General features: G+C 28.7%; 29 protein-coding genes, 3 tRNA genes and 1 pseudogene. 13 read left to right on the top strand and 20 right to left on the bottom strand.

The window, feature by feature from the left end; genetic code table 11:
* The 13 genes and pseudogenes from ABXT47_RS00395 to ABXT47_RS00335 form a co-directional block, all read right to left on the bottom strand.
* Entirely contained in the window at positions 1-687 is a 687-nt protein-coding gene (locus ABXT47_RS00395; RefSeq protein WP_415308547.1) for a hypothetical protein, read from the bottom strand.
* A gap of 37 nt (positions 688-724) precedes the next feature.
* Positions 725-1,822, bottom strand: coding sequence for a DNA recombination protein RmuC (locus tag ABXT47_RS00390; RefSeq protein ID WP_415308545.1), 1,098 nt, complete (start codon positions 1,820-1,822; stop codon positions 725-727).
* Positions 1,823-2,003: 181 nt separating this feature from the next.
* Complete coding sequence (hisG, locus tag ABXT47_RS00385) at positions 2,004-2,693, bottom strand: ATP phosphoribosyltransferase (RefSeq protein WP_415308543.1); 690 nt, start codon at positions 2,691-2,693, stop codon at positions 2,004-2,006.
* Positions 2,693-3,745 carry an ATP phosphoribosyltransferase regulatory subunit gene (locus tag ABXT47_RS00380; protein ID WP_415308541.1) on the bottom strand — a complete coding sequence of 351 codons (1,053 nt, stop codon included), beginning with the start codon at positions 3,743-3,745 and terminating at the stop codon, positions 2,693-2,695. Before ABXT47_RS00380 ends, hisG begins: the two co-directional genes overlap by 1 nt.
* Entirely contained in the window at positions 3,723-5,120 is a 1,398-nt protein-coding gene (hisS, locus tag ABXT47_RS00375; protein WP_415308540.1) for a histidine--tRNA ligase, read from the bottom strand. Before hisS ends, ABXT47_RS00380 begins: the two co-directional genes overlap by 23 nt.
* Positions 5,121-5,127: 7 nt before the next feature.
* Positions 5,128-5,202: transfer RNA gene (locus tag ABXT47_RS00370), tRNA-His, on the bottom strand.
* Positions 5,203-5,417: 215 nt separating this feature from the next.
* Positions 5,418-5,493: transfer RNA gene (locus ABXT47_RS00365), tRNA-Phe, on the bottom strand.
* A 5-nt stretch (positions 5,494-5,498) separates the two neighbouring features.
* Positions 5,499-5,714, bottom strand: coding sequence for a translation initiation factor IF-1 (infA, locus tag ABXT47_RS00360; RefSeq protein WP_006997427.1), 216 nt, complete (start codon positions 5,712-5,714; stop codon positions 5,499-5,501).
* A gap of 2 nt (positions 5,715-5,716) precedes the next feature.
* Entirely contained in the window at positions 5,717-7,003 is a 1,287-nt protein-coding gene (hisD, locus tag ABXT47_RS00355) for a histidinol dehydrogenase (protein WP_415308538.1), read from the bottom strand.
* Entirely contained in the window at positions 7,003-7,398 is a 396-nt protein-coding gene (locus tag ABXT47_RS00350; RefSeq protein WP_415308536.1) for a DUF2948 family protein, read from the bottom strand. The genes hisD and ABXT47_RS00350 overlap by 1 nt, the downstream gene beginning before the upstream one ends.
* Positions 7,398-8,650: pseudogene (murA, locus tag ABXT47_RS00345) on the bottom strand (UDP-N-acetylglucosamine 1-carboxyvinyltransferase). Before murA ends, ABXT47_RS00350 begins: the two are co-directional and overlap by 1 nt.
* A gap of 2 nt (positions 8,651-8,652) precedes the next feature.
* Entirely contained in the window at positions 8,653-9,210 is a 558-nt protein-coding gene (gene dcd / locus ABXT47_RS00340; RefSeq protein WP_415308534.1) for a dCTP deaminase, read from the bottom strand.
* A gap of 100 nt (positions 9,211-9,310) precedes the next feature.
* The gene (locus ABXT47_RS00335) at positions 9,311-9,508 is read right to left on the bottom strand and encodes a hypothetical protein (RefSeq protein WP_415308532.1); all 198 of its coding nucleotides are present in this window, start codon (positions 9,506-9,508) and stop codon (positions 9,311-9,313) included.
* A gap of 103 nt (positions 9,509-9,611) precedes the next feature.
* Between ABXT47_RS00335 and ABXT47_RS00330 the strand changes: the two genes are divergently transcribed.
* A tRNA-Thr gene (locus ABXT47_RS00330) sits at positions 9,612-9,685 on the top strand.
* Positions 9,686-9,687: 2 nt separating this feature from the next.
* Here the strand turns inward: ABXT47_RS00330 and ABXT47_RS00325 are convergent.
* Positions 9,688-10,407 carry a TVP38/TMEM64 family protein gene (locus tag ABXT47_RS00325; RefSeq protein WP_415308530.1) on the bottom strand — a complete coding sequence of 240 codons (720 nt, stop codon included), beginning with the start codon at positions 10,405-10,407 and terminating at the stop codon, positions 9,688-9,690.
* 92 nt (positions 10,408-10,499) lie between these two features.
* Here ABXT47_RS00325 and rpmH point away from each other — a divergent pair, with 92 nt between their 5' ends.
* From rpmH to ABXT47_RS00275, 10 genes are read left to right on the top strand one after another with little or no spacing between them, the layout of a single operon-like run.
* Entirely contained in the window at positions 10,500-10,664 is a 165-nt protein-coding gene (rpmH, locus tag ABXT47_RS00320) for a 50S ribosomal protein L34 (RefSeq protein WP_415308528.1), read from the top strand.
* A gap of 10 nt (positions 10,665-10,674) precedes the next feature.
* On the top strand, positions 10,675-11,019 hold the full coding sequence (rnpA, locus tag ABXT47_RS00315; protein WP_415308527.1) for a ribonuclease P protein component: 345 nt from the start codon (positions 10,675-10,677) through the stop codon (positions 11,017-11,019).
* Positions 11,019-11,270, top strand: coding sequence for a membrane protein insertion efficiency factor YidD (gene yidD / locus ABXT47_RS00310; protein WP_415308526.1), 252 nt, complete (start codon positions 11,019-11,021; stop codon positions 11,268-11,270). Before rnpA ends, yidD begins: the two co-directional genes overlap by 1 nt.
* Positions 11,270-12,946 (top strand): membrane protein insertase YidC, encoded by a 1,677-nt coding sequence (gene yidC / locus ABXT47_RS00305; RefSeq protein ID WP_415308525.1) that lies wholly within the window; start codon positions 11,270-11,272, stop codon positions 12,944-12,946. The genes yidD and yidC overlap by 1 nt, the downstream gene beginning before the upstream one ends.
* Positions 12,947-13,813 (top strand): acetylglutamate kinase, encoded by an 867-nt coding sequence (gene argB, locus ABXT47_RS00300; protein WP_415308524.1) that lies wholly within the window; start codon positions 12,947-12,949, stop codon positions 13,811-13,813.
* Positions 13,810-14,481 carry a pyrimidine 5'-nucleotidase gene (locus ABXT47_RS00295; protein WP_415308523.1) on the top strand — a complete coding sequence of 224 codons (672 nt, stop codon included), beginning with the start codon at positions 13,810-13,812 and terminating at the stop codon, positions 14,479-14,481. The genes argB and ABXT47_RS00295 overlap by 4 nt, the downstream gene beginning before the upstream one ends.
* 29 nt (positions 14,482-14,510) lie before the next feature.
* Complete coding sequence (gene dapD, locus ABXT47_RS00290) at positions 14,511-15,338, top strand: 2,3,4,5-tetrahydropyridine-2,6-dicarboxylate N-succinyltransferase (protein WP_415308522.1); 828 nt, start codon at positions 14,511-14,513, stop codon at positions 15,336-15,338.
* The gene (gene dapE / locus ABXT47_RS00285; protein WP_415308520.1) at positions 15,339-16,496 is read left to right on the top strand and encodes a succinyl-diaminopimelate desuccinylase; all 1,158 of its coding nucleotides are present in this window, start codon (positions 15,339-15,341) and stop codon (positions 16,494-16,496) included.
* Positions 16,493-17,422 carry a histone deacetylase family protein gene (locus ABXT47_RS00280; protein WP_415308519.1) on the top strand — a complete coding sequence of 310 codons (930 nt, stop codon included), beginning with the start codon at positions 16,493-16,495 and terminating at the stop codon, positions 17,420-17,422. Before dapE ends, ABXT47_RS00280 begins: the two co-directional genes overlap by 4 nt.
* Before the next feature lie 31 nt (positions 17,423-17,453).
* Positions 17,454-17,933 (top strand): SET domain-containing protein, encoded by a 480-nt coding sequence (locus ABXT47_RS00275; protein WP_415308517.1) that lies wholly within the window; start codon positions 17,454-17,456, stop codon positions 17,931-17,933.
* On the opposite strand, the gene truA is transcribed toward ABXT47_RS00275, so the two are convergent.
* Genes truA through ABXT47_RS00250 form a run of 5 tightly spaced genes read right to left on the bottom strand, consistent with a single transcriptional unit; the run spans position 17,923 to position 22,051 of the window.
* Complete coding sequence (truA, locus tag ABXT47_RS00270; RefSeq protein ID WP_415308515.1) at positions 17,923-18,663, bottom strand: tRNA pseudouridine(38-40) synthase TruA; 741 nt, start codon at positions 18,661-18,663, stop codon at positions 17,923-17,925. The two genes, ABXT47_RS00275 and truA, sit on opposite strands and share 11 nt — an antisense overlap.
* Positions 18,656-19,588 (bottom strand): methionyl-tRNA formyltransferase, encoded by a 933-nt coding sequence (gene fmt / locus ABXT47_RS00265; RefSeq protein ID WP_415308514.1) that lies wholly within the window; start codon positions 19,586-19,588, stop codon positions 18,656-18,658. The genes truA and fmt overlap by 8 nt, the downstream gene beginning before the upstream one ends.
* Before the next feature lie 3 nt (positions 19,589-19,591).
* Positions 19,592-20,110 (bottom strand): peptide deformylase, encoded by a 519-nt coding sequence (gene def, locus ABXT47_RS00260; protein WP_415308513.1) that lies wholly within the window; start codon positions 20,108-20,110, stop codon positions 19,592-19,594.
* Between the two features lie 26 nt (positions 20,111-20,136).
* A complete protein-coding gene (locus ABXT47_RS00255) occupies positions 20,137-21,900 on the bottom strand; it encodes a hypothetical protein (protein WP_415308511.1) in 1,764 nt (587 codons plus the stop codon).
* A complete protein-coding gene (locus ABXT47_RS00250; RefSeq protein ID WP_415308510.1) occupies positions 21,875-22,051 on the bottom strand; it encodes a hypothetical protein in 177 nt (58 codons plus the stop codon). Before ABXT47_RS00250 ends, ABXT47_RS00255 begins: the two co-directional genes overlap by 26 nt.
* 58 nt (positions 22,052-22,109) lie before the next feature.
* Between ABXT47_RS00250 and ABXT47_RS00245 the strand changes: the two genes are divergently transcribed.
* Positions 22,110-22,622 carry a shikimate kinase gene (locus ABXT47_RS00245; protein WP_415308509.1) on the top strand — a complete coding sequence of 171 codons (513 nt, stop codon included), beginning with the start codon at positions 22,110-22,112 and terminating at the stop codon, positions 22,620-22,622.
* Entirely contained in the window at positions 22,609-23,712 is a 1,104-nt protein-coding gene (gene aroB, locus ABXT47_RS00240) for a 3-dehydroquinate synthase (protein ID WP_415308507.1), read from the top strand. The genes ABXT47_RS00245 and aroB overlap by 14 nt, the downstream gene beginning before the upstream one ends.
* Here the strand turns inward: aroB and ABXT47_RS00235 are convergent.
* The gene (locus ABXT47_RS00235) at positions 23,704-23,964 is read right to left on the bottom strand and encodes a BolA/IbaG family iron-sulfur metabolism protein (protein WP_415308505.1); all 261 of its coding nucleotides are present in this window, start codon (positions 23,962-23,964) and stop codon (positions 23,704-23,706) included. The genes aroB and ABXT47_RS00235 overlap by 9 nt on opposite strands.
* Between the last annotated feature and the right edge of the window lie 3 nt (positions 23,965-23,967).

The raw sequence follows: 23,967 nt of genomic DNA, 5'->3' as shown, positions 1-23,967 counted from the left end.
TTAGTTGGTATTCCTTTGGTGATAATATTGTTCGACTTTTTCTAAAAACTTATTTTGATATTCTTCTAGTTTAACACCTTGAATTCTAAAATCTTGAAATAAATTATCAACCGTACATAACAGGACAATTCCTTGGGTAATATTCGAGTTATAAACAACGTTATGAGCTAATGAATAAGCCCCTAATTGAAGATAATAGTCCTCAATCCACTCTTCTTTTTTCGGTTTGTTGGACTGTTTAAAATCAATGATAGTTTCTTGTCCCTCATACACTCCACAAGCATCACACGTTCCGGCATATTTCCCTGGATAGTACAATGTGGCTTCAGTTCCCCAAATCTCTGACAATTTATTTTTAATTCCTTGTTCAATTATTTCGTCTGCCATTTTTTTAGATTTATTTTCTTCTTCTAATAATTCTAAATTTAATTGACCTAATAGATATTTTTCTAAATGAGAGTGCATTGATGTGCCTCTACTTGAAGCATCATTTTTAATTCTGTTTGCTTCAGCAGCTCCTACTCTTGCTTTCCAATTTGCAAGAGATGCTTTTTTTTCTTCACTTTGTGTTGCTTGTAATATGGAAGTTACTGATGGAAGTTTTTGTTGATTTACAGCATACATTCTTGAGCCACTCACCATTGATCTCATGGATTTTGGATAAGTAAATTTATTATTCCACTGCATATAGTTTGTTATAAGCGGTATTGAAGAAAAAAAGAAATTAATTTTTTGCTTGTTTTGAATGATCAACAAATTTTTCTACGTTTTCTGTTTGAACAGCTTTATCAACTTGTTCAGGATCTTTAATATTTTCTAGGCTTCTGCTAATCGATCTTGCATCTGTCCCAAACTTATCAACAACAATCATTGCTTCTTCTAATTTTTTTCTAAGAGAAACTATATTATCAAAGTGTTTTCCAAATCTTGAGCTAATTGTTTTTAAGTGATCATAGATTTCAGTTGCACCTTTTTGAACTTTTAAAGATTGAAAGCCCATGTGCAAAGATTGTAAATAAGCTGAAAGGGTATTAGGACCACAGATTACAATTTTATATTTTTTCATTAATTCTTGAGTTAATAATTCTTTAGTAGTTGGATCTTGGTATTCAGTTAATTCTTTATATAAACTTTCGGTTGGAGCATAAACAATTGCAAAATCTGTAGTTTTTGGTGGAACAATATATTTTTCATTAACACTTTTAGCTTTTGCTTTAAATGCAGCAGCTAATTTTGCTCTTGCATCTGCAACAGCTTTTTTATCATCAGCATCATAACCATCGGTAATTGCTTTAAATTTTTCTACTGGAAAATGTGAGTCTACAGGTACCATTACATCGCCCTGAAGTTTGATTGCAAATTCAACATTTTCACCTGTATCTTCTTTCATCTTAACGTTCGTCTGAAATTGTGATGCAGGTAATAGATCTTTGATTAGAGCATCTAATGAAAACTCTGCAAGAGTTCCATATTTTTTAACACCAGCTAAAATTTTTGTTATACCTTCTTGGCTTTTATTTAATAATTCGACCTGACTATTGAAGTTTCCTACTTTTTCATCAACTTTGGTTAAAGCCTCTGTCATATCTTTAGTCACTCCAGTTGATAGAGCGGTAAATGAAGTCGACATTGAACCAAGTGAAGTATTAATAGTAGTATTTAAGGTATCTTTTAATGAAGTAATTTCTGTTTTTAAATTAGCCATCTCCTCAGCTTCTTTATTTTCGCTCTCATCTTTTGGCTTAGATTTTAAGTTTAGATAAAGGATTACTAAAGCAACTCCTAGCAATAAGACTAATACTGTTAATAAAATTATGTCCATGATTCTAGGAGATATTTTATAGTAAAAATTTGATTTATATATGTAATTATTTAAAACTGTCTCTATGGAATTAATCTTAATACTAAAAATACTACTTATTATTGGAGCTATTGTTGTGGCTTATGCAGTACTTAGAAACCTTGATATTATTAGGATTATTTTAATTTACGTAAAAGATACTTTACTTAGAAAGTAGCTTAACTAATTTTTTAACCAGACTACTTTTTAAAGAAGATTTTGAAGCCATCATACAAGCTTCTGACTTTAAAATTTCACCATCTTTGAGAATTCTAAGGTTATTCGCTCTTAGAGTTTCACCAGATGAAGTAATATCAGTTATAATTTCAGATGACCCAGTAAAAGGGTAAGCTTCAGTTGCACCTAAACTACTAACTAATTTAAATTGCGTAACTCCTTTTGAAAACAAAAACTCTCTAGTTAAATTGGGATATTTTGTTGCTACTCTTAATCTTTTTTTCTTTTTATCTTTAAATTCAAAAGCAATTTCTTCTAAATCAGCAACTGTTTGAACATCAATCCAAGGGTCTGGAATAGCAACAACCAATGTTGCTTTGCCAAATCCATAATTCTTAACAACACTTATCTTCTTATGAATATTAACTTCACTCTCTTTTAATAAATCACATCCAGAAAAGCCAAGATCTAAAGAGCCATCTCCAAGTCTTTCAACTATCTCTCTTGCATGAAGATATAACACTTTAACATTATTTAAGTTTTTAATAGATCCCAATAAATCTCTCTCACCTCTTTCTGAGACTAAATTTAATTTATTTTTTTTAAATATTTTTAAGATATCAGTTCTCAATCTGCCTTTGCTTGGGATTCCAATGTTAATAATATTTTTTATCATTAGTAGTTTAAATTTAAAGCAGCTCCTACTGCTGGAACTTTTTTTTTTGATCCAAGGTCTGAAATTAGTTTGTCGTATCGTCCACCATTAATAATATTAATATTTTTAGATTTAGACTTAATATCAATTTTAAATACCATGCCTGTATAATATTCTAATTGACGCCCAAAAGACGCGGAGAACTCTACATTTAATTTTTGAATTTTGTTTAATGAGGTTGGAAAATATTTTTGATCTACAATTAAGCTAATTTTATTTTTTTTAAAAAAGATATTGAGTTTTTCAGCAGCTTGTCCTATTGGACAATTAATTTTTAAAAACTCTTTAATAATTTTTGAAACATTTTTACCTCTACTAGCTCTTCTTGGATCTTTAATCTTATTATCAAATCTCTTTAAGATTTCTTCAATTGATCTACCCGCAACTACTGTTTGCTGATTATCTTTTAACATTTTTTGATATCTCTTTTTATCAACTTCAACAATTGTTGGATCTACATCAGAGTTTGTCTCTAACCTTTTTAATAAATCATTGAAGTATTCTTCTCTCCAAAAATGCCTTGAAAGTCTTAATTTCCATCTTTTCGGGATATCTAGTTTTGAAATTAATAAATTGAAAATCTCAACATTACCAATTTTTAAAGTTCCTGATGAATATTGTAAATTAGACAGAGATTTTAAGGCTGTATTAATAATTTCCTTATCATCTTTTTTTTCGTCTTTAGAGCCAATGATCTCAAAGCCAACTTGGTCTCTAACAATTGAATCTTTTTTGTTATTTGATTTTCTATAAGCCTGACCGCTATAAAATATTTTCTCTTTTCCTTTAAGATTATTTTCTAAGTACCTTAAACATGATGCTATTGTAAGGTCTGGTCTTAGACAAAGCTCACTACCATTTTGATCAGTAAATGAAAAAATAAACTTTCTAAAATTTTCCCCAGATCGTTGAACAATATGATTGGCTTCAATTACTGAAGGTAAATCAATATATTTAAACCCTTTAGATTTAACCGATCTAAGGATTTTTTCAGATAAATTTTTTGATTTCATCAATTAATTTTTCTTTTGGGAACGATACTTGATTGTTTTCACCTTTAACTCCTAAAAGGTTTTTTAAAGTAATCGTATTATCTTTAAATTCATTTTCACCACAAATAATAGCTACCGGGCATTGTTTCTTATTCGCATACGTTAACTGTTTGCCTAGATTTTTCTTACTGTCTAAAAATATTTCAGAGTTAATATTATTGTCTCTTAAAACTTTTAAAATCTCATAATAATTTTTTAAATACTTTTCATCCATTACACAAATAATAACTGGTTTTTTCTCATCAACTTCAATTTGATCAAGTTGCATCATTGCAAATAATAATCGGTCAACACCAATACTCATTCCAGTTCCAGGAATATCAACTCCCTTAAATCTTGAAATTAATTTATTATATTGTCCACCTGAACAAATACTTCCTATATCAACTTCTTTACCTTTATTATTTGTTGTCTTAAAATTTAAATTAGTTTCAACACAAAAACCGTCATAATAAGCAAGCCCTCTAACAATTGTAAAGTTCGTCTTTATTTGATCTAAATAATCTCCGTAACTTGCTATTTCCAACAGATCTTCTAGTTCTTTAATTCCTTCTTGAGATAAAGGGTTTTTTAAATTTTCTTTTAATTCTTTTAAATCTTTTACTTTTAAGAAGTTGATTATTTGTGAAGCTTGATCGTCAGTTAAGTCAGCACCTTTTGTAACCGCTCCACTTACATCTACTCTTTCTTTTTTTAATAAATCTTCAACTCCTCTTAAACCAAAGCCAGGCTTATCCAATTTATCTATTGTTCTCATAACCTTTATCTTTTTATTTTCAGATATTTTAAGGTCTTCAATTAAACCTTGAACAATTTTTCTATTACTAATGTTAACAACGAACTGATCATTTTTTAAACCACAGGCAAGAAGAGTACTTGCAATTAAATTACAAAGTTCAGCATTTGCTTGGGCTGGGTTAACGTTACCAACTATATCAGCGTCACATTGTAAAAAGCTTCTATAACGAGCATTACCTGCTTTTTCGTTTCTCCAGACATCACCCATTTGATATCTTTTATAAGGTAAGGGTAATTCTTGATTGTTTTGAGCAACAAATCTAGCTAATGGACTTGATAAATCATATCTAAGAGTAATATTTTTTTCACCATCTTTAAATGAGAATACGTCAGACATAGAATTACTATCATCGTCTGCAAGAAATGATCCAATATTTTCTGAAATTTCAAATGAAGGAGTTTCAAGAGCAGCAAAACCAAATTTTATAAAATTAGTTTCAATAATATTAATTAACTTTTTCTTGAGAATTAATTTCTTGCCCCATCGGTCTTCAAATCCTGAGGGTAACCCAGGAATTAATTTATTTTCTTTATTCATTTTTTTTTGGTACCCGCGCTTGGAATCGAACCAAATCCTATAGTTCCACAAACTATCGTACTAACCGTTATACTACGCAGGCATTCCTTGTTTTTATATTATTTTTGTGTGGATTTAAAATTATATTATAAATAAATAGCCTAAAGGCTATGGAAACAAAGTCTATGAGTACTTCTTGAAGTCTCTCTGTATGTAATATTTATAATCATGAGCAGTCTTTTAGACAATTAAGAATAATTTTCAACACATAAATATAAAAAGACGTTGACCTTATTTTTAAATTTTTAAGAGAGGTGGTGGTGGCCCCAACTGGACTCGAACCAGTGACACACGGATTTTCAATCCGATGCTCTACCAACTGAGCTACAGGGCCCCATATTAACCTCTAAAAGTGATACGACCTTTGGTCAAATCGTAAGGTGTCATTTCAACTTGAACCTTATCACCTTGAAGTACTCGAATTCTGTTCTTACGTAATTTGCCTGCAGCATGAGCTGTAACAATATGGCCGTTTTCTAATTTAACTCTGAACATTGCATTCGGTAATAAATCCTCAACAATTCCTGAGAACGACAGCATTTCTTGTTTTGACAAATTTATTTTCTCCTAATTCTTTTTTCTACCGACTTAGCGTGTCCCGCTAAACCCTCGTAGTTTGCAAGTGTTATAACTGATGGACCAAGGGTTTCAATCCCTTTTTTTGATAGGTTTATATATGAAATTCTTTTATAAAATTCATTAACACTAACTCCACTTGAATATCTTGCTGAAGAATTAGTTGGTAATACATGATTAGAGCCAACATTATAATCTGTCATTGCCATTACAGCATATTTTCCTAAACAGATAGATCCTGAGTTTTTAATTTGTCCAACCATTTTTTTATAGTTTTTAATATTTAACTCCAAATGTTCAGGAGCAATCTTATTTACTGTATCAATAATTTTTTTATCTGAGGGCATATAAATTAAAATTCCATTACCAATTAAACTAGTTTTTGCAATTGTAGTTCTCGGTAAGTTTTTCAATTGTTTATTAATTTCATCGTTAACTTTTTTGATAATTAATTTATCTTTTGAAATTAAAATACATTGAGCAAGACTATCATGTTCTGCTTGTCCTATAAGGTCACTTGCAATCCATTCTGGATTAGAGAACTTGTCACATACTATTGTTACCTCTGAAGGACCAGCAATCATTCCTTCAATTCCAACATCACCAAAGACTTCTTTTTTTGCAGCTGCCACATAAGAGTTTCCTGGGCCTACAATTTTATCAACTTTTTTAATTTTTTTAGTACCATATGCAATTGCTGCAATTGCTGATGGCCCACCTATTGAATAGATCTCTTTAATTTTACATTTTCTTGCAGCATACAATACTGCTGGGTTTTGCTTTCCTTTTTGACTTGGGTTAATCATTACCAATCTTTTAACACCAGCAACAAGAGCTGGGATAGCATTCATTAAAACACTTGATGGATATGAAGCTGTTGAACCTGGAACATAAATTGCAACTGACTCAATTGGAAGATACTTATATTCTAATTTATTTTGTAGTTTATCTGTATAAGAAATATTTTTAAATTTTTGTAATGAATGAAATTTATAAATTCTATTATAAGCAAGATCGATTGCTTTTTTAACTTTTGGGTCTAGGGATTTTATAGTTTTGGTTATTTTTTTAGGATTTGGAATAATAATACTATTTTTAGTAAATTTTTTTTCATATTTTAAAACAGCTTTATCACCGTTTTTTTTAACGTCTTTAATAATTTTAGTAACAAAAACTGAGTTAAGCTGAACTTTTTTTTTTCGTTTAGATAGCAGTTTATCGAAAACTGTATCAAAGTTTTTAATTTTACTATCTAATATCTTAATCATTAATCAACCTTGCTTTGATCATCTAGAGTTACTTCAATTATTTCTGTCGATAAAGTTATATATGCATTATTAGTAAAAATTAAGCTTATCTCATAATTGTTATTATTTTTTAAGTATTCCATAGTTATTAATTTAAGTTTTTGATCAATATCATCTTGATTTATATTTTTAGATTTAACGCTATCCACAAATTCAAATTTGCAGATACTATTTATTTTTTTGCCCTCATTTTCTGTTTCAATTTTGGTTCGCTTTAATGATAACAGAAAAACCTTATTTGTTTGAAGATACTTGATGTCATTGACTTTGATCTCAGCCCCTTCACAGCAAGCTGAAATCATTTGCAGTCCCTCATTATCGTTTGCAATAATTTTTGCTAAATATTTTTTTTTCATTAATTAATTCTTCTAATTTTTGCACCTATTTTTTTTAATTTTTTTTCTATGCCTTCATATCCTCTATCAAGATGATATATTCTATTAATTACAGACTTTCCGTTAGAAGTAAGTGCTGCTAGTATTAAAGATACGGATGCTCTTAGATCTGTTGCCATTAGTTCTGCTGCTTCAAATTTAATATTACCTTCTATTGAGGCTTTATTTCCATTGATAGAAATTTTTGCTCCCATTCGATTTAGCTCTGCAACATGCATAAACCTATTTTCAAATATTTCTTCTTTTATATAAGATTTCTTATTAGCTTTACACAACAAGACCATCATTTGTGCCTGTAAATCAGTTGGAAATCCAGGGTAAGGAGATGTTTTAATATTCATACTTTTAATTGTTTTACTTCCTTGAATTAATATTTCGTTTTTATTTTGAATGATTTTTGCACCAACTTTTTTTAAAATATTGATTTCTGTACTGATAATTTTTGGATCAATTCCTACAATCTTTAAATTTCCTTCATTTAAAGCTGCAGCTATTAAATAGGTGCCCGCCTCTATTCTGTCGGGCATTACTTGGTAATTTATTTCACTAAGATTATTCACACCTTGGATCTTAATAGTTCTTTTTGCAGTCCATTTAATATTGCAACCCATTTTAATTAGAAAATTAACCAAGTCTTTAATTTCAGGCTCTATTGCACAATTTGATAAAGTTGTTTTTCCCTTAGCTAAACATGATGCAATAATCAAATTTTCAGTAGCTCCAACTGAAATTTTTGGAAATTTAATATTTGCTCCAATTAACCCTTTCGGGGCATTTGCATAGACATATCCTTGAATAATTTTATATTTTACTCCAAGTTTAGATAGGGCCTGCAGGTGAATATCGACTGGTCTTGTGCCAATTGCACAGCCACCTGGTAAAGATACTTTTGCTTTGCCAAACTTTGCTAGCAATGGACCTAAAACTAGTATTCCTGCCCTCATAGTTTTAACCAAACTATAAGCTGCAAAATTTTTAATTTGTTTATTATTTTTAATAATTATTTTTTTTTTTTATTCACTACAGTTGAACCTAAAGACTTCAATAATAATATCATCGTTTCAATATCTTTTACTTTTGGTAAATTTGTTAAAGATATTTTTTTATCTGATAACAAGGTGGCAGCCAAGATTGGTAGTGAAGCATTTTTTGAGCCTGAAATTATAATTTTTCCTTTGAGCTTTGCCGCTCCAAAGACTTCCAATTTTTTCATTATTATACTTTTGGTAAAGTTACTCCAGATTGACCCATATATTTACCTTTACGGTCAGCGTACGAAGTTTCTGGAGCCTGATCTCCTTTAAGAAATAAAAATTGAGCAACTCCTTCGTTTGCATATATTTTTGCTGGTAGCGGAGTGGTATTTGAAAATTCTAGAGTAACAGTCCCAAAAAATTCTGATTCAATTGGTGTTACATTAACTATAATTCCAGTTCTTGCATACGTACTTTTGCCAACAACAATACACATGATGTTTCTTGGGATTTTGAAAATCTCTATTGTGGTTCCTAGAGCAAAAGAATTTGGAGGAATAATAATATATTCAGAGCCTTTCTTTGTAACAAAATTATCAGAAGTAAATTTTTTAGGATCAACAATAGATGAGTTTACATTGTGAAATATCTTAAATTCATCAGCTACTCTTGCATCATAACCAAATGAACTTAGACCATAAGAGATCTTACCATCCCTTACTTGCTTGTCTACAAATGGAGAAATCATGTTTTCTTCAAGTGCAAGTTTTCTTATAGATTTATCGGAAAGTACTGACATTATTTACTTTTCTTCTTGTTTTTTTTTTCGAAGATTTTTCTTTTTTTAAGATTTTTTTTGAGTGCTAAACTTAATCTTTCTTTTTTTTCTTTATCACTCATTATTTATCTGGATTAGTTAAGAAATCTAAAGTGATAGGTTTTGATGCATCTAATGTTTTCTCTGGCTCTTCTTGTATCTTTGGACCTTCTTTAGCTTCACGCTTTGCTCTTTTTTCTGCAAGCTTTTTCTCTCTCTTCGCTTGCTTTTCCATCAGCTTGTTGCCTTTAGTAGATTTATAATCGTAATGAATTCCCATATAATTTTCCTCAGCTAGATATAAATCATTATAAGAAAAAAATTAAGGCAATATTTTGAAAAAAATGATTTATTATAGAAATACTTCAATAAATACCAAAATAGCCCCTATAGTTAAATGGTATAACATATCCATGGTAAGGATAAATTTAAAGTTCGATTCTTTGTGGGGGCACCAAACTACCTCTTGTAGAATATTTTTTTACCTATAAGAGTGATTATTATTAAAGCTACAAACGCAAGTATTGGGGTGTAAATATCAGGAGAATATATCAAGTCTATTATTCTTGGAGCTTCTAAATTTTTTTCTATAATCTTTTCAAGTCCACTTCCAATTGAAACAAGTAAAAAAAATTGTGGTGTCAGACCTATTAGTGTTGCCCAAAAAAAATTGGCTACTTTAACATTGAAAATACAAGGTAATACATTTGATAGTGCAAAAGGAATTCCACCAATAAATCTATAAATCAATAGATAGGTAAATTCTGACTTTTTAAATCTTATTTCTAAATTTTTGAATCTATCTAAAAACTTTTCTTTAATCACTTCTTTAAAAAAATAATTACCCAGTATATAAAGAGTTGTTGCTCCAATAGTCATTCCAATTAATAAAATAAATGTTCCAAGCCACTTGCCAAAAATAAACCCTGCTAGGAGTGCAACTGGTAAACCAAATCCAGCCATGAGAACCCAAAAAATTGTAGATATTATAAATACTAAAGAAATTAAAATTAAATTAGTTTGCTTTAAATCAAAAAAATAATCTCTATTATTTTTAATAAAATCATAGCTGGTTAATTCATCAAAGGTGAAATTTGATAAAAAAAAGTATAAAAATGAAGAAACAACTAGAAGGTAAAATAAACCTAAAGTTATCTTAACTTTTTTTGATTTTTGCATAATTAACTGAAAGTATTATAAAATCTTCTATTTGCTATTTATACATATAATTACTATAAAGAGCGAAATTTAAAAAAACTTAAATAAATTCTATGAAAAGAACATATCAGCCTAAAGTTGGAAAGCGTCTTAAGAAACATGGTTTCAGATCAAAGATGGCAACTAAGGGTGGAAAAAAACTTCTTAAAAGAAGGCGTGATAAGGGACGTAAGGATCTTACAGTGTCATCTACTCAAAAAAAGCCAAAAGGTAAATAAGCTAAACTAAATGAAAAGCAAAATTGTTGCTCTTTCTAAAAACGACGATTTCAAAAATTTACTTAAGAAGAAAAAAGTCTCAAATAAATATATCACTCTTTTTTTTGGCCCTCTTGAAGGTAAAGATAATAAAAAACTAAATATTAGCTTTGTAGCTAAAAAAAAACTAATCCGTGGTGCCGTAAAGAGAAATAAGGTTAAAAGAAGATTAAGAAATATAATGAACGAAGCTGTAAAAAAATTATCGATAAACTTTAATTATTCTTACCTCGTTATTGCGAAAATAACTATGCTAAACAATGAATATGCGATAATAAAAGATACTTTATTCCAAGACATAGAAAAGATTAAGTAATGAATATTATATCAAACATTTTAATTGGCCTGATCAAATTTTATAAAATAGTTATTAGCCCTTACTTAACTCCTTCGTGCAGATATCTTCCAACTTGCTCAGAATATACAATTGAATGTTTAAGAACATATGGGCTAATTAAAGGGATCTCAAAAAGCATTAAAAGAATATTTTCATGTCATCCTATTAAGATGTTGGGTGGTAGTGAAGGATTTGATCCAGTAAACAAAGAATTAAAGGCTAAGAAATAATGGATACTAGAAACGTAATCGCAGCAATATCCTTATCAGCAGCTGTTATTATATTATACTCTCTTTTTTTTCAGCCTGATCCTGCAACTATTAAAAAAAATCTAGCTGAGCAAAATAAAATTGAAAATAATGAAGACACTCCTACCCTAGATAAAAATGAAAACTTTGCAAAACTTTCAAGAACAGATGCTTTAAAAGAAAATGATAGAATTCAATTTGAAAATAGAAGTGTTGTTGGGTCAATTTCTTTAAAGGGTGCAACAATAGATGACCTAACTTTCAAAGAGTATAATATTGAACTTAATGGAAGTGATAAAATAACCTTATTAAACCCAAGAAATGTTGAAGATGGTTATTTAATTGAAAGTGGTTTTGTAAGTACTAATAAAAATATAGATATACCTGATGCTTCTACGGTCTGGGAAGTTTCTGGAAATAAAAAATTAACTAATAATAGTCCGGTGAAACTAACGTGGAGCAATACTCAAGATATTACATTTGAGAAACATATAAGTTTAGATGATCAATTTTTGTTTACTGTAAAAGAAAAAATAATTAACAGATCAGATAAATCTTATAATTTTTACTCATACGGACAAATAATTAGAAATAAATTACCAGAAATATCTGGCTTCTATATTTTGCATGAAGGGTTTTTATCTGTACTTGATGATCAATTAATTGAAGAAGATTACGACGATATTCAGGAAAAGAAGTTTACTCAAATTGCACAAGAAGGATTTGTTGCTATTTCAGATAAGTTTTGGGTTACATCAGTTGTACCACCTAAAGGTAAAGAGTTTAAAACAACTTTTGACTATAAAAATAAATTCAGAGCAAACTACATATCAACCAAAGGTATTGAAGTTAAAGCAAACACTTCAATTGAAGAAAAAATTCAAATTATAGTTGCTGCTAAAAGAGTAAATGTCATTGATGGTTATGCTGAAAATTTAGATATCAATAAATTTGATCTAGCGATTGATTGGGGATTTATGTATTTCATTACAAAACCTTTATTTTTTGTATTGGATTACTTTTTTAAATTACTTGGTAATTACGGTTTAGCAATTATTGCTGTCACTATTTGTATTAGATTGGCTTTCTTTCCTCTTGCCAACTTTAGTTTTAAGTCTATGGGAAAAATGAAGTTATTAGCGCCTGAAATGGCTCGTCTGAAAGAGTTGCACAAGGATGATAAAATGAAGTTGCAACAATCAATGATGGCTCTTTATAAAAAAGAAAAAGTTAATCCTATGAGTGGCTGTCTACCTATTCTGGTTCAAATTCCAGTTTTCTTTGCACTATATAAAGTATTATTTGTAACCATTGAAATGAGACACATGCCATTTTATGGATGGATACATGACTTAAGTGATAGAGATCCAACATCTTTATTTAATGTTTTTGGTTTACTTCCGTGGGATCCACCTTCTTTCTTATTAATAGGTGCATGGCCGATCATTATGGGTATCACAATGTTCATACAACAAAAGCTTAACCCTACTCCACCAGATCCTATACAGGCTAAAATATTTATGTTCTTTCCAGTATTTTTAACTGTAATTCTCGCACCATTTCCTGCAGGTCTTGTGATCTACTGGAGCTTCAACAACATCTTCACAATGATTCAACAATATATTGTTCAAAGAAAAATGACTATCAAAACAACATAAATGTCATCATTAAAAGAAGAAGAATTAATAAACATCCTACCTAAGGACGGCCCGACAGTTGAAGAAGTAAAAAAATATTTAGAAAAGTATAATGATGAATTTATTATCATTAAGTGTGGTGGTAGTGTTTTAGTTGATCCTAAATTATTTAAAATTTTTATTGAAGACGTGGTCGTTTTAAAAAAACTTGGTTTCAATCCTATAATTGTTCATGGAGGTGGAAAAAGAATTAACAGTAAACTTTCAGAAGTTAATATTAAAAGTAATTTTATTAACGGACTAAGAGTTACCGATAAAGATACTATCAACATAGTTGAGGATGTATTAATCAAATTTAATAAAGAGATTGTTGAAGCTTTAAATGAGTTGGCCTGCAAAGCAAAAAGGATTACTTCAAAAGAGAACAGTATAATTACTGTCATACAAGAAAACAAAAACCTTGGATTTGTAGGAACACCTACTGAAATTAACAAAGAATTTTTAATTGAAACAATAAAATCGAACGAAGTACCTGTTGTTGCACCCTTAGGTTTGGATAAAGACAATCAGACTTTTAATATAAATGCTGATACCGCCGCAGGATCAATCGCAATTGAGCTAAAAGCTAGAAGGTTAATGATCATTAGTGATGTTGAGGGCGTATTAGATAGTGAAAAAAAACTAATCTCTGAAATTAATTCTAAAAAAGCTAATGAATTAATTAATCAAGAGGTAATTTCTGGTGGAATGATACCTAAAATTAAGAATTGTCTAGATGTTGCAAGTAATGGGGTTAAGGCAGTTGTAATAATTGATGGAAGAAAAAATCACTCACTCCTTTTTGAACTATTATCTGATAAAGGTTCAGGAACTTTAATTAGAGAATGAAAAATTTAATTGATACTAAATACTGGCTATTCGACTTAGATAATACTTTGTATTCTGGACAAACAAAGGTTTTTTCTGAAGTTGATAAAAAGATGTCTTCTTTTATTTCAAAGAAATTTAATGTCGATTTAATTAAAGCAAGAGAAATTCAAAAAGAATACTTCTATGAATATGGAACAACATTATCAGGATTAATGAATCACGATAAGATTGATCCACATGAATTTTTAGAATTTGTTCATGATATTGATATTAGCTGGCTTCCTAAAGATGAATTATTACGAGAAGAATTAATTAAAATTAAAGAAAAAAAATATATCTTTACCAATGGTTCTCATGCGCATGTAGAAAATGTAACTAAACAATTAGGTATAGATGGGTTGTTTGATGGAGCATTTGATATTGTTGATGCTAATTTTATTCCAAAACCAAAAATTGAACCTTATAAAGAGATAGTAGAAAAATTTGATCTTGATCCAACAAAATCAATATTGATTGAAGATATCGCTCATAATTTAGAACAAGCTAAAAACCTAGGAATGAAAACTTGCTGGCTTGAGAATGATGAAGTATTTGCAAAAAAAGATGCAGATAAAGCATATATTGATTATAAGATTAAGAACTTGCCTTCTTTTCTTCAAGAAATTAATATATTAAAAGCACAATGAAACTAACCTACTAACGATAAAATAAAACTATGGAAGAATTTGAAATCATTATCAATGCAGCTTGGGACAATAAAGACTCCATCAATAATAAATCAGATAAGTCTATATTAGATACCATCAATCAAACGATTGAACTTGTTGATAAAGGGGAGCTAAGAGTTGCTGAAAAAAATGGTAATGAGTGGATAGTTAACCAGTGGGTTAAAAAAGCAATAATGTTAAGTTTTAGAACTCATGATATGGATTCATTGAGCGGCCCATATAGTAGTTGGTATGATAAGTCTCATTTACTAAAAGGTAAAACAGCAGGTTGGACTAAGGAAGATCATATAAAAGCTGGTTTTAGAATGGTTCCAAATTCTCCAGTTAGAAAAGGGTCTTTTATTGGAAAGAACGCAGTACTAATGCCTTGCTTTGTAAATATTGGAGCTTATGTAGATGAAGGAACTATGGTGGATACTTGGGCTTCTGTAGGGTCTTGTGCACAAATAGGAAAGAATTGCCACATATCAGGTGGTGCTGGAATTGGAGGTGTATTAGAGCCAATGCAAGCTAACCCCACTATCATCGAAGATAATTGTTTTATTGGGGCTCGTTCAGAAATAGTTGAAGGAGTGATTGTTGGAGAAGGATCTGTATTATCTATGGGTGTATTTATTGGTCAATCTACAAAAATTGTTTACCGCGAAACTGGTGAAGTAATCTATGGAAAAATTCCACCGTACTCAGTGATAGTACCAGGCAGTCTTCCAAGTAAAGATGGTAAAGGTCCTGCTTTATATTGTGCGGTAATTATTAAACAAGTTGATGAAAAAACTAGATCTAAAACTTCTATTAACGACCTATTAAGAGACTAAATGCCAACTTATAATGAAATCACATTAGCTAAAGAGCTAATAAGATTTCCAAGCATTACACCTGTTGATGCTGGAATAATGAAATTCTTATCTAAAAAATTAACTGCTATTGGATTTAAATGTACGATTCTAGAGTTTAAAGATAAAAATTCTAAACCAGTTAAAAACCTATATGCAAGATTGGGTAACTCTCAACCAAACTTTATGTTTGCTGGTCACTTAGATGTAGTACCTCCAGGAAATATAAAAGATTGGACGATTAAACCTTTTAGTCCGGCTATTAAAAAAAATCATCTTATTGGTAGAGGAGCTAATGACATGAAAAGTGCAATTGCAAGCTGGGTTGTTGCAGTAAATAACTTTGTATTAAATAATAAAAAAATTAACGGATCAATTAGTTTATTAATAACTGGCGATGAAGAAGGTGTTGCAATTAATGGTACTAAAAAAGTAGTTGATTACTTAAAAAAGAAAAAAGAAAAAATAGATTTTTGCTTGGTTGGTGAGCCAACAAACCCTAATAAACTTGGTGAAATGATTAAAATTGGTAGAAGAGGAAGTATCAATGCTGAATTAACTATAATTGGAACTCAAGGTCATGTTGCATATCCTCATCGTGCTAAAAATCCATCAACTTCATTGATCAAAATACTAAATGAAATAAAAGAAATAAAATTTGATAAAGGAACAAGAGATTTTCAACCAACAAATTTAGAAGTAACTAAAATTAATATCGATAATACAGCAGATAATATTATTCCAGGGCTTGCAAAAGCTACTTTTAACATAAGATTTAACAATAAACATTCTTCTTCTAGCTTAAAGAATAGATTAAATAAAATTTTCAAAAAAGTTACTAAAAAAAATAAATCTAATTTTAAAACTGAGTATCGAGTATCAGGTGAGGCATTTTTAACTAAGCCCAATAAAACAACTTACATGATTCAAGATGTAATAAAAAAAATCACAAAAATTAAACCTCAATTTTCTACAACAGGTGGAACTTCAGATGCAAGATTTATTAGAAAAATTGCTCCATGTTTAGAATTTGGTCTAGTGGGTAAAACAATGCATAAAGTAGATGAAGCAGTATCTATTTCAGATCTAAAAAAATTGACTAAAATATATTATAATATTTTAGAAAATTATTTTAAATGAAAACTGGTTTAATAACCTCTGACACTTATCAGAATCATAATACAGGCGATGGCCATCCAGAAAAAATTGATAGAGTTACAGTAGTTATCGATAATTTTAAAAAATTAGATAATAAAGATTTAGTTTGGAAAAAACCTTCTAAATTTGACCGATCACTTTTAGAAATAACTCACAATTTTAATTATATAAATTTCGTAGAAAAATCTTTTCCTGAAAAAGGATTATCTTTTTTAGATGGAGATACGATTGTTTCACCAGGAAGTAAGGATGCTACGTCAGATGCCGTAGGTTCAATTATTACAGCTATTGATGGTGTTCAAAATAAAAATTTTAAAAACGCTTTTTGTGCCGTTAGACCTCCAGGGCATCATGCAGAGAAAAATAAAGCTATGGGTTTTTGTATCTATAACAATGTGGCTGTTGGAGCTAATTACCTTATAAATAAATACAAACTAAAAAAGGTAGCAATTATTGATTTTGATGTACATCATGGAAATGGTACTCAAGATATTTTTTACGATAATGAAAAAGTTCTATACATATCCACTCATCAATACCCTTATTATCCAGGTTCAGGCACGAATGATGAAAAAGGAAAACATAACAATATATTGAATATTCCCTTGCCAGCTGGAACAACCTCAAAAGAATATTTAAATGCCTATGAATTTGTACTAAAGAAAATTAAAGAATTTAAACCTGAATTTATCTTACTTTCTGCAGGGTTTGATGCCCATAAAGACGATCCATTAGCACAATTCCAATTAGAATCAAAAGACTTTTATAATATTACTAAAAGGACACTCGAACTATCCAAAAAATATTGTGATGGAAAAGTAGTGTCAATTTTAGAAGGTGGATACGATCTATTAGCACTTCAAGAAAGCACTGAGATGCATGTAAAAGCTTTACTAGAATTTAATTGATAATTTCTCAATACGCATTAAAGAATTCACAATGAAACTTTATAAAATTAAAAAGTCTAACATTGATAAAAAGGGTCGTGGTCTATACGCTACAAAAGATATCAAAGAAGGTACTAGAATTATTGATTATGTTGGTAAAATTATTACCAAGAAACAAACGGAAGAATCACAAAAATTTGACAATGCAAAGCCTATCTATTTATTTAATTTAAATAAAAAGTACGACATGGATGGTGATGTTTCTTGGAACACTGCACGTTTAATAAATCACTCCTGCTCTAACAACTGCGATTATAATGGGACTGGCTTAAAATTATGGGTTGTTGCTATAAAAGATATTAAAAAAGATGAAGAGATAACAGCTGATTATGGTTTTGGTTACGATGAAGACTATAAACAATTTCCATGTAAGTGCCGTTCTAAAAATTGTTGTGGATATATTGTTCGAGCTGAGTCCAGATGGAGAATTAATAAAAAATTCAGTATTGGTCAACAAAACTTTAATAAATAACCTTTTCTAAAAATAGTCCTTCAGCCGGCGCAGGTGGAGCACAAAGTATTTTTTTTTTTGATTTTAAAACATAATCAAATTTTTTTAAATCCCATTTTTTTTCAGCTAAATACTTTAAACAACCCACCATTGATCTAACTTGTTGTTGCAAAAATGATTGAGATTTAAATTGTATTTCAATTCTTCCTTTGTTTGATTTTATCTTAATTAATTTCATAGTTCGAATTGGACTTTTAGCATTACAGCTTGATGCTCTGAATGTTGAAAAGTCCTTCGTGCCTAAAAGTTTTTTTGCACCTTTCTTCATTAATGAGATGTCTAATTCCTTAATAATATGCCATCCTCTTTCTTTTTCTAAAGAAGGTCTGCTCAATCGGTTAAAAATTACATACTTATAAATCCTTTGTTTTGCTGAAAACCTAGCATGAAAATTTAAATTTCTTTTTTTTATTTTTATAATTGAAATATTCATATCGTTTACAAAATGATTTATTGATTTTAAAAATTTATCTAGATTTTGAATTTTTTTTTTACATTCGAAATGTGCTGATTGTTCAATAGCATGTACCCCCGCATCTGTTCTACCAGATCCAGTTAATAATATTTTTTCTTTTAAGAGTTCAGATAGTTTTTTTTGAATTGACTTTTGAATTGATTTTCCTTTAGATTGAATTTGCCAGCCAATAAAATTAGTTCCAACATATTCAATTAGTATTTGATATCTAAGCATTATTTAGGTTTGAACCTTTTTTAATCTGTGATCCAAGCATAAATTCACCAATATTTTGTGGTCTTTTACCTTGTCTTTGAATTTCAAGAATTTTAATTGATTTTTTATTACCACAACTAACCTCTAGATAACTATCTAACACCTCACCAATTTCACCACTACCATACGCGAGGCTTGCTTTTAAAATTTTGTACCTTTCTCCATTGTAAATAAAAAAAGCACCAGGACTTGGATATAATCCATTGATTTTACCAATAATATTTTCTGCTGCTTTGTCCCATTCTATTTGGCCTTCTATTTTTTCAATTTTAGCTGCATAAGTTGCTTCATTATTGTTTTGTTCTTTAAATTCTATTTTATCTTCTAGAATTTCATCAATATTATCTAATATTTTTTCTGCAGCTAGTGCAGATAGTTTTTCAGCTATGGTTTCTGAATTATCATTAATCTTGATCTCTATCTTATAAGAATTACAAACAGGTCCTGCATCTAATTTTTCTCCTATTTTCATAATACTAATACCTGTTTCTTTTTCTAATTTCATAATTGATCTTTGAATAGGTGCTGCTCCTCTCCATTTTGGAAGTAATGAGGCATGAATATTAATAAAACCTTTCTTAACTAAACTTAAATATTCTTTTGGAATAATTTGTCCATAAGCAACAACAATTGCTATATCTGCATCTAGTTCCTTTAGATAATTATACTCTTCCTTGTTATTTTTTAATGAAATAGGCGTTCTATATTCTATTTTTAACGTTTCAGAAATTCCCTGAATAGGAGATTTATTAATCCTTTGTCCTCTTTGCGATTTTTGAGGTGGTTGCGTATACACTACTGATACAGAATATCCATTTTGGTACAACGATTTTAATATTGGTACAGCAAAAAATGGTGTTCCCATAAAGACAATTTTTTTCAACATCTTCTAAAGAATCTTTCTATTAACTTTTACTTTAGAGAGTTTCTTTATAATCATTGATTTTTTAAGTTTTGATAAATAATCAATAAACAAAATTCCCTCTAGATGATCCATTTCATGCTGAATACAAGTTGCTAATAATCCATCAGCTTTTAATAGTTGTTTTTTTCCATGATAATCTAAATATTCAATCTCACATGCATTAGGTCTTTCTATTTCTGCAAATTGATCTGGTACAGATAAACACCCTTCCTCATATTTTGCCTTCTCTTTATTTTTATTTTTAATTACAGGGTTGACAAAATACATTGGTTTTTTTTTATCTTCGTCTCTACTGACATCCATGACTATAATTCTTTTAGGAACTCCAATCTGGATAGCTGCTAGTCCAATACCAGGTGCATCATACATTGTATCAAGCATATCATCCATTAGCTCTCTTTCTTTATCACTTACACTGTCAACTGGTTTTGATACTTGACGTAATAACTTATTTGGTTCTGTTAAAATTGTTTTAACTGACATATTTCATAATTATTTTATTATAAATTTTAAACTTTTAAAGGAAGAATTTTAAGAAGAATTTTATTTCTTAATGGGTCTGCATCTAGCTGATTAAGTGTACTAATTATAAAATATAGGGTGTCTTCATCAATATTTTGTAACTCATCTTGTCCAATAACCTCAACAATTCTAAGCATAGCAGCAGCCATATCACCACTATTAATAAATATTTGAATATCAGATGGCATTTCTGATTCTTTTACCTCATAAAGATCTTTGAATTTTTCTGAAACCTTAATTCCATCTGATTTAAAAGCCTCAACTAAAATAATATCTTTCTTTGAAAAGAAGTATTTTTTATTTTTTTTTATTTTTTTTAATAAATCATTTAAATCTTTGCTTGTTTTTTTTAATGACCCTTCACCCTTAAAATAATTAATCAATTTTGATTGATGTAAAATTTTATTATTTATTTTAATATTAGTAAGTTCAGTTTTATCTGAGTCTATATAATTGTTATAAAATAAAGTAAAATTTGAAGGAACTTCCTCTTTATCAATTTCTTTTAAAAATGCTCTTAGCTCAACATCAAATGCATTTTCAATACCTTCATTTATGAATGAATTCTTTAAAGCATTTATTAGTATAAGTTTACTGTTAATTTCAGTTGTAATTAAAATTCCTTGATAGATTAATGCTCTTGATTCAATGGCTGATAATACTTTTGTGGATTCCTTAATATTTAATAATTGATTAATATTAAATTGAAATCTTTTATAAAGTTGAAATAATTCTTTTTCCACGTAATGTTTTTCATGTGTGGCTTTTTCAATACTACTAATTTTATCTAAATCTGTAAGCTCTATATCTTTAATGTTATCTAATAAATTTGATGTTGATAAGTATTTCCAAATTTTCTTAGAAGTAGAGCTATTTGGTTCAAATTTAAATTGAGGGTTAGTTCTATGGGATAAATGAAATTCTAAAATAGTTTTTTCTGAAACTTCTAAATCTGGCTGATCAGTATAGCCCATTAAATAACTTATTTTTTTTTCATAAAATTTATCATTGAAACCAAGTTCTTTTTTTAAATCTAGCAATAATTGAGCTTCTTCTCTTTTGTTATTATTAATCAAACAATAAATATTAAATTTTGATAAATAATCATCTTGAATAGTATCTTGAATTTTAGAAAAAATTTCACATGCTTTTTTAACTTGAGATCTAGAAAGATAATCATCTACCAACAATCTAGCAAGTTTTGGATGTTCATTAATAATTTGATTTTTTAATAAATAATTTTCGATTAACTGAAGGTTAGAGTTTTTAATAAACCACTTTGATTTTAATTCTATAAATTGATTTTTTGATATATTTATTTCTGGGTAATAAGCGTTTGTTAAAAGTAATATATCTAAAATTTCTGAAGCATCTTTTGAGAGCTGCATTTTATTAATTCTTTTGAATATACTTAAGATTTGATCACCATTTGAATTAGACCACATATTAATATTTAGTCCATTTTCTGCAGGATCATACAAACCTACAATTTTGATTTCATTTGAAATCAATGTTTGATCTTCTTTTATCTTTAATTCAAAATTTTTTTTTGATTGCATCTCATAAATGCTATTCTCTTTTACAATATTTTTTTCCTCAATATTTTCAGTCACATCAAGATTTTCTGTAACTTTTTTATCTTCAGTGCTCCATATATCAATGGGTTCTTGAGATTGAGCAGTAAATCCAAAAAAAAAATAAAAAATAGTAACTAATAAATATTTTTTATTTAACAATTTTAAGGTTTTCATTTGGAATAATTTTTTCAATTTCTTTAATAGGGGATGGAAAATCAACTTTGCCTAACAATATCACTGCACCAAAAATAACTGTTAAAACTATTAACATTTTAATTAAAAAGCTTTTACTTTTGCCGGTACTTGTATTTTTTGAAAATTGCATATATTCTCTATTAATTTCAAATTAAGACATATTTGTGTTTTTTCAATAAAGAAAGTTTATGAATTCAAATAAAAACCTTGTTTTTTTAGGCATGATGGGGTCTGGAAAATCCTCTATTGGCAAGTTAGTTTCTAAGGAACTAAATCTTCCATTCATTGATATAGATAGTTTGATTGTAGAAAATGCTGAAATGAGTATTTCGCAAATCTTTGAGAAGAGAGGTGAAATTTATTTTAGAAATCTTGAAGAAAAAATTACACTTAGATCTTTGAAAGAAATTAAAAGTGTCATTGCACTTGGAGGTGGTGCATTTATTAATGACAAAATTAGGAAAAAAATTCTTACAGACCATTTCTCATTTTGGCTTAATTGGGATGAATTAATTTTAACTAAAAGAATTAAGGGTAGTAAAAAAAGACCTCTTGCATTTGAGTCTACAGACCAAGAAATAAGAAAAATGATTAAAAATAGGTCAAAAATATATGCAAAGTCAAATTTTAAAATAAACTGTAATAAACTTACAAAAACTGAGATAGTAAAAAAAGTTATAAAAATTTATGAGCTTAATTAAATTGCAGATAAAAACTGGTAATCAAAAATATCCAATTTTTATAGGGTATAATATCTTAAATAAACTAAAACTAATTTTAAAAAAAAATTTAGTTAACTTCAACAAATGTCTTGTTGTTGCTGATAAAAATGTACCTAAAAAGCTAATAAATAAAATCTTAAACTCTTTACCTAAAAAAAAAATATCTGTTTATTACTTTAACTCTAGCGAAAAAAACAAAAGTCAAAAGAGTATAAATAATATTTTATCTATCCTACTAAGTAAAAATTTTAATAGAAATGACTGTGTTATTTCCATCGGAGGCGGTATCACTGGTGATGTGTCTGGTTTTGCAGCCAGCATGTTCAAAAGAGGATTAAAATTTATCAATATACCTACCACTTTGTTGTCACAAGTTGATTCCTCGATTGGTGGTAAAACTGGAATAAATAGCAAATATGGTAAAAATTTAATTGGTGCATTTTATCAACCTAGTTTAGTTATTTCTGACATTATCTTTCTGAAGTCTCTACCTAAAAGAGAAATTGTATGTGGCTATGGAGAAATTTTAAAACATGCGATAATTGCTGATAGAAAATTTTTTAGTTTTTTAGATAAAAATGGTTCTCAAGTTTTGAATCTTAAGAGTCCTTTAATAGAAAAAGCAATTTTTAAAAGTTGCTCTATTAAAAAGAAAATTGTTGAAGCTGATGAAAAAGAAATAGGTCTTAGAAAAATTTTAAATTTTGGACATACTTTTGCTCACGCATACGAAGCAACTCTAGGATATTCAAAAAAACTTAACCATGGGGAGGCGGTTATATTGGGCATTAAAACAGCAGCAAAATTTAGTTTATTAAATAATATTTTAGATATTAAAGAATTTAACTTAATTGAAAACCATTTAAATAAATTAAACCTTCCAAAGAACATCAATAAGTTTTTTTCTATAAAACATTTAAATAAAATTTTGTCCTTTATGAAGAAAGACAAAAAAAATAATACACATAAAATTAATTTGGTCCTACTTAAGAAGATAGGATCTCCAATATATAAACTACAGTTTAATGAAAAAAATATTAGTCTCTTTTTAAAGAAAGAATTAATTTAGTAGAATTTGAATTGAGTGAATATACTCTTTTAACTCGAGATCTAAAATACTATAGATTCTTTTAGTTGAAGCTATCTTACTTATTTTACCAAGTTCTTCTGAATTTATTATTAACTTTAGGTGAAATTTTCCCTCTTGGTGACCCTTATGATTTTTATGTAAGAAGCTCTTATCTTCAATTTCAAGACTCTGAATAACAATTTCCATTTCAAGCTTATTTTTAACAATTGCAATTAATTCATTTATATTCATAAG

The organism is Candidatus Pelagibacter sp. Uisw_099_02 (genome assembly GCF_047727625.1).
Classification (GTDB): Bacteria; Pseudomonadota; Alphaproteobacteria; order Pelagibacterales; family Pelagibacteraceae; genus Pelagibacter.
The sequence above is the reverse complement of the archived record's forward strand: the minus strand, read 5'-3'. Positions and strand labels throughout refer to the sequence as shown.